Source organism: Hydrogenovibrio sp. (assembly GCF_049975065.1).
Classification (GTDB): domain Bacteria; phylum Pseudomonadota; class Gammaproteobacteria; order Thiomicrospirales; family Thiomicrospiraceae; genus Hydrogenovibrio.
On record NZ_JBNGDN010000070.1, the window covers coordinates 5,194 to 10,345 of the forward strand.

Below are 5,152 nucleotides of genomic sequence, written 5' to 3' on the forward strand. Positions count from 1 at the left end.
TTGCTCCAGACTGGGATCAATGGGTTTGCCGCCTTCCTTGTAACGCCAGTGAGCCGCCACGCCGAATTCGGCGTGGCGGTGCATTTCGTGGGTACGAATTTGAATCTCGACGGTTTTATTTTCGGCGCCGATAATGACGGTGTGGATGGACTGATAGCCGTTTTCTTTGGGGCTGGCAATGTAGTCATCAAACTCGTCTTTGATGTAAGGCCAGCGACTGTGAATCATCCCCAAAACTTCGTAACATTCGCGTACGGAATCGACGTAAACGCGCACAGCACGCAAGTCGTACAGCGCTTCAATCGGCAGGTTTTTGCGGCTCATTTTGCGCCAGATGCTGTAGATGTGTTTGGGGCGGCCGGAGATGTAATGATCAATGCCGGAGTCTTTGAGCATGTCTTTCAGCTCATGGATAATGCCATTAATATAGGTTTCGCGTCCCAGACGCTTGGCGTCAAGCTGGCGTGCCACTTCGCGATAGATTTCCGGCTCTAAAAAACGAAACGCCAAATCTTCTAATTCCCATTTCAACTGAGCAATCCCCAGTCGATTGGCTAAAGGCGCAAAGATCAACTGGGTTTCGGAAGCGGTCTGTTGCTGAATGTGTTCCGGTTCGTTCTTCAGGTTGCGCAGGCGCACCACGCGATAGGCCAGTTTGACAATCATAATGCGGATGTCGTAGGTCATCGCCAGCAGCATTTGGCGAAGGCGCTCGTGTTGCACTTCATTAGAGGTGTCGGAAGGCATGAAATCACGAAATTGATTCAAGCGGCGAATGCCGTCCACCATTTTGGCAATGGACGGGCTGAACTGTTCAGACAGGGTGTCGATGGTGTAATCATCCCACAGCGCCATATCGCTGAGCAGGGCGGCGATCAAGGTGTCGCGATCCAAATTCAGGCTGGCGAGAATGGTCGCCACTTCCGCACTGCGCACCCGGCTTTCGTGGGGCTTTTGGTAGGCGCTCATCGCGATTTCACAGGCCGCCAGACCAAGCGAATCCGTGTCTTCCGACTTGAAAACGGTGTGATAAAGAGTCAGAATCGAGTCCGTATTCTGGGGGGTGTCGTTCACAGTATCACCTAACATAATCGCCTGCACTGAAATGGATTCAGGACGCATTTTACCCTGAATGACGCTCATATTGACACCGATGTCAGTTGAGGCTTCATCCAGAAATGTACCTTCGGTTCTTCAATTCATATAATTTGTAAGGGATTTCCACAGTCTGATCAATTTATTTCATACGCTTGACACAGTTTTTGCTCATGATGTCCGATGAGTTTAACGAGGAACTGACATCATGACAATCAAACTACGCATTCTTTTTATCATCACCTTGCTGCTGACCTTTTTAATTGCGGCCATTGTCGCAGGCCTGGTGATTATGAAGCAAAACAATGACGCCTTTCACGAAATCTACCTGGATCGGATTGTCCCCTTAAAAGATTTAAAAATCATTGCCGATGAATACGCCGTCAATATTGTAGACACCAACCATAAGTTGCGCAACGGTAACATTACTCTGGAACAGGCTACTCAGAACATTCAGCAGGCACAACAAACGATTGAACGTGTCTGGAAAGGTTATATGGCGACCACCTTAACTGAGAAAGAAGCGGCTTTGGCGCAACAGGCGCAGCAAGCGATGCAAACGGCGAATCAGGCGGTGAATAACCCTTCTGGAAAAAATTGCCGCCGGTGATGCCGATGCCATTCGTGACTTCAGTATTCACCAACTTTATCCGGCCATTGACCCCATTTCAGAAGCCATCACCCGCCTGATTGATTTGCAGCTGGATATTGCAGGACATTTAAATGATACCAATGATGCCAATTACGCCGTCACCTTTAAAGCGGCCATTGGCATTGGGATTTTAATGCTGTTGCTGGCGGCTTTCTTGTCTGCCAGAACACTCAAAGCGATTCTCGGTCCCATGAATGCTCTAATGGATGTTTCCTTAAACGTGGTTCAGAACGGTGATTTTTCCAAGCGTATTCAGGTACGTCATCACGATGAAATCGGTCGCGCTTCTGAAGCGTTTAACCAGTTGTTGGAGCAAACCAAGGCCACGTTTGATGGTGCCAATGAAGCCGTCGCCGCGATTGCCGATGGCCGCTTCGAACATCGCATGAGCGGTTCGTTTGTTGGCGATATGAAGTCTTTGCAGGAGGGCATCAATGCATCTGCGCAGAGTGTCGAATTTATGATGGATGAGTTGGAAAAAATCATGACGGCACTGGAAAACGGCGATCTGGAAGCCAAAATGGATTCCCGAGTCGCGGAAGCTTTCCGACATAAAGTGGAGGGCGCGCTGGGCAATACCGCTAGGATTTTGAACGAAATTGCTCAGGTGATGAATCAGATGGCGGCGGGCGATTATTCGCATCGAGTTCAGGTCAAGGCCGCCGGTCGTTTTGACGACTTGAAACAGAGTGTCTACAGCAGCGTCGATGCATTAGGGGCAGCCATGACCAATATTGGTCAAATTTTGACCGCTATGGCGGAGGGAGACTTGACTCAGACGTTGAGCGGCAATTACCCGGGCGAGTTGGCGAATATTCAACAAAACCTCAATAACGCCATCCACAATCTGGAGCGAATCGTTGATCACGTCAACAACGCTACGCACATAGTGCTGTCGGCTTCGGAGGAAGTGTCGAAAGGGGCTTTGGATCTCAGCCAGCGTGTTCAACAGCAGGCGGCGGCCGTAGAACAGACCTCCGCCACCATGGAAGAAATGAACGCCACCGTTCAAAACAACACCCGAAGTGCCGTAGAAGCCTCAAATTTATCGGAGTCGGTGCAAAAGAAAACTGAGCGCGGTGCGCAAGTGATGCAACAAACCATTCAGGCCATGGCATCCATTGAAAGCTCCAGCCAGCGCATTAACGACATTGTTAGCTTGATTGATAGCATTGCCTTTCAGACCAACTTATTGGCGCTGAATGCGGCGGTGGAAGCGGCTCGGGCAGGTGAGCACGGGCGCGGCTTTGCCGTGGTGGCGGGTGAGGTGCGTAATCTGGCACAAAAATCCGCGGATGCCGCGAAAGATATTACCCATCTGATCAGCGAAAGTAATGAACTGGTTCAGCAAGGCGCGCAACTCACCAACGAATCCGGTGAAATGCTCTCTGAGATTCGGGATTCCATTACCCAGGTGCATGAAATGATTGAGCGAATGGCACAGTCTTCTGAGGAGCAGGCCAAAGGCATTCATCAGGTGCACACGGCCATCAGTGATATTGATTCCGCGACCCAGCAGAATGCGGCGCTGGTGGAAGAGACCTCGGCGGCGACCGAGAGTATGTCGGATCAGGCGCAAACCTTGTCGTCTGAAATGGCCTTCTTTAAAACCTCGAAATAATCGAAAAAACGGAACAGAGCACGGCGGCCTTTGGTGATCGTCCAGCACCTTTTCCGCCGTTTCGCCCAGGCCTGGGTACTCCTCTTGGCGCTAAAAATCTTCGGCTCCCGATGTATCAACGCGCTGTTTTTCTTCAACCATGTCCGCGCATCCTATACAATGTCCTCTCCCGTTTTTTTCGCTTGCTAACGGCTATAAATCTCACATAAAAGTCAAAATTGATAAAAAAATAAACAAGATAAAAACCCATGCCTAAACCCAATCCAACTCGATTGAATAGCCAAATCCAGCCATCAAAGCCACTTGTCAACAGCGCCATGCAGTTCAGCGTTGCGCCGATGCTCGATTGGACTGACCGTCACTGTCGTTATTTTCACCGTCTGCTTTCTCGCCAGGCCTGGCTGTATTCTGAAATGGTCACCACCGGTGCGATTCTTTATGGAAAGGATTTGGAACGTTTTCTCGGTCATGCCGATGAGGAGGCTCCTGTGGTGTTGCAGTTGGGCGGCTCCGGCGCGGATGACTTGGCCAGGTGTGCGGCTTTGGGGGAAGCGTGGGGCTATTCAGAAATCAATCTAAATGTCGGCTGCCCGTCGGATCGAGTGCAAAATAATATGATTGGTGCTTGTTTAATGGGGCATCCGCGATTGGTGGCGGAGGGCGTGGCGGCCATGAAGGCGGCGGTATCGCAGATTCCGGTGACGGTGAAATCGCGCATCGGCATTGACGATCAGGAGGACTTTGAACGCTTGCTGGATTTTGCCAGCCAAGTTCGTGAGGCCGGCGCGGATGGGCTGATTATTCACGCCCGAAAAGCTTGGCTGCAAGGGCTGTCGCCCAAAGAAAATCGCGAGGTGCCGCCGCTGAAGTACGATTGGGTTCGACGCATTAAGCAGGCGTTTCCCGATTGGCCGGTGGCGATTAACGGTGGCATTGCCTCACCGCAAAGCGGCCTGCGCTTTTTGCAAGCGGAGGCAGAGCTGCCCGCCGTGGATGGGGTGATGTTGGGTAGGGCGGTTTATGAAAAACCCTATTTATTGACCGATGTCGATCGGTTTTATTATGATGACAGCCCCGAGCCACTGAGTCGAGAGGCGGTATTGGACGCCATCTACCCTTACATTGAACATCATTTGTCGTCGGGGGGGAAGCTCAATCACATCAGTCGTCACCTGCTGGGGCTGTTTTCAGGCTTGCCGGGTGGGCGGATGTGGCGGCGTTATATTTCAGAAAATGCTTTTAAACCGGGGGCAGGCATCGAGGTGCTGCAGGCCGCGCATAAAAGTGTTGTGCAAGAGATTCAACGCATGGACGAACGCATGCAAGAGGGTAATTTATGATTTTACTGGAAGTGCCCTTTGCGGAAAAGGATGCTGCCAAGTCCTTGGGCGCACGCTGGAACCCGCTTGAAAAAAAATGGTATGTCCCTGAAAATTTAGCCGGTGATCTCGCCCCGTTTGAACGCTGGTTGCCCAATCCTCAAACGCTTTCCGTGGTGGATTCGCCGCTGTCACCCGATGCGATTGCGGCGAATGAAAAAGAGAAGGGCGTGAGCTTGAGTCAGTTGATGTTTCAAGTACAGGTGGCACTGCGGCAGAATTTTCCCGGGGCGGTTTGGGTAAAGGCGGAAGTGGCCAGTCTGAGTGAACGTCGCGGTCATGTTTATTTGGAGTTGACGGAAACCGCTGAAAGCGGGGCACCCATCGCCACTTGCCGCGCGATGATCTGGCAAAGCCAGGTCCGCCGACTATTGGACACCTTTGCCCAGGCCACCGGTTCACCCT

Annotated in this window: 5 protein-coding genes; 4 read left to right on the forward strand and 1 reads right to left on the reverse strand. The window is 51.5% G+C overall.

Features of this window, described 5'->3' with window-relative positions:
- Positions 1–1,143: HD domain-containing protein (locus ACP5D0_RS08270; protein WP_472365213.1), on the reverse strand; the 1,143-nt coding region annotated here is incomplete at its 3' end.
- 160 nt (positions 1,144–1,303) lie between these two features.
- Here ACP5D0_RS08270 and ACP5D0_RS08275 point away from each other — a divergent pair.
- From ACP5D0_RS08275 to ACP5D0_RS08290, 4 genes are all read left to right on the forward strand, one after another.
- Positions 1,304–1,705 (forward strand): Tar ligand binding domain-containing protein, encoded by a 402-nt coding sequence (locus tag ACP5D0_RS08275; RefSeq protein WP_472365215.1) that lies wholly within the window; start codon positions 1,304–1,306, stop codon positions 1,703–1,705.
- 85 nt (positions 1,706–1,790) lie between these two features.
- Positions 1,791–3,368 (forward strand): methyl-accepting chemotaxis protein, encoded by a 1,578-nt coding sequence (locus tag ACP5D0_RS08280; RefSeq protein ID WP_472365216.1) that lies wholly within the window; start codon positions 1,791–1,793, stop codon positions 3,366–3,368.
- A gap of 248 nt (positions 3,369–3,616) precedes the next feature.
- Positions 3,617–4,708: a tRNA dihydrouridine(20/20a) synthase DusA gene (gene dusA / locus ACP5D0_RS08285; RefSeq protein WP_472365217.1), complete on the forward strand. Its 1,092-nt coding sequence runs from the start codon at positions 3,617–3,619 to the stop codon at positions 4,706–4,708.
- Positions 4,705–5,152: exodeoxyribonuclease VII large subunit (locus ACP5D0_RS08290; protein ID WP_472365218.1), on the forward strand; the 448-nt coding region annotated here is incomplete at its 3' end. The genes dusA and ACP5D0_RS08290, both read left to right, overlap by 4 nt.

Excerpts from the sequence above, each read along its gene's own strand:
- ACP5D0_RS08275 (WP_472365215.1), top strand. The coding sequence starts at position 1,304 with ATGACAATCAAACTACGCATTCTTTTTATCATCACCTTGCTGCTGACC.
- dusA (WP_472365217.1), top strand. The coding sequence starts at position 3,617 with ATGCCTAAACCCAATCCAACTCGATTGAATAGCCAAATCCAGCCATCA.